The following is a 910-nucleotide window of genomic DNA, read 5'->3' as shown; positions in this document are numbered from 1 at the left end:
TACAAGGTGATTAGGTCATGATTAAAATATTATTAGCTGTAGGTGTTGTTTTATTTTGCAGCGCTGGTTATGGATTGTTCGCTGAGAAATTATTAAAATTAAAGCCGACGGGCTTTACCGCTCCTTTGGGCTTTGTTTTGTTATTATGTACGCTGCAGCTATGTTATTATCCTGTACAGTTCTTTAATGGATCTGTATCTTGGATTTATGCTAGCAGTTATCTAATATTCGGCTGTTTACTACTATATTCGTTATTTCATATTAAGGAATTATTTAAACGTTACTGGCAATGGAATACCCTTTGGATTATAGCTTCATTTCTTGCATTCATCGTTGTATTTTACCAGTTATTTATCGATATTGGTTTCTCAGATTCACCAATGTATTTGAATTACATTGCTCAGAATATTGATAATCAACATTTAAATTTATTTAATTTGTATTCGGGAAAGGTGGGCGCTGAGTGGGATGCGCTGTATTTGTTCCAAGGATATTATCATTTCGGCACTTTTTTATGCCATGTTATTAATGTTCCGTCAGTTTTACTAGGAATTGGCGGTAAAATTGATAATATTGTAATCTCTACGTGGGGATTAGGCATGATCTATTCGTTGATTTCTTCCATGTTAATAGTCAATTTTGCTGAAGGGTTAAAAATTAAACAAAAAAGTGTTAAGTATGTGCTTATTGCATTTACATTATTTTTCAGTAATTTCTACTATTGGCGAGTTGCCTTTGCGTTCTATGGGAATACATACCGCACTCTTCTAGCTGCTTATTTAATCTATACAGCGTATTGTTGGCTGCGTGATAAAGAAGATTCGTTAAAGTATGTCATGATGTTCATCGTCGGAGCGGGTTTAGCTTGTTCCTCATCTTACTTGTTTATATCCTTTGCGATTTTATTTAG

General features: G+C 34.0%; 1 protein-coding gene. It reads left to right on the top strand.

Features of this window, described 5'->3' with window-relative positions:
- Window positions 1-17 precede the first annotated feature (17 nt).
- Window positions 18-910, top strand: an 893-nt coding sequence (locus tag HOLDEFILI_RS18005) for a hypothetical protein (RefSeq protein ID WP_006061385.1), incomplete at its 3' end; no start/stop codon positions are given.

This window comes from Holdemania filiformis DSM 12042 (assembly GCF_000157995.1).
Lineage (GTDB): Bacteria > Bacillota_I > Bacilli_A > Erysipelotrichales > Erysipelotrichaceae > Holdemania > Holdemania filiformis.
This window is presented reverse-complemented; position numbering and strand designations above follow the sequence as displayed.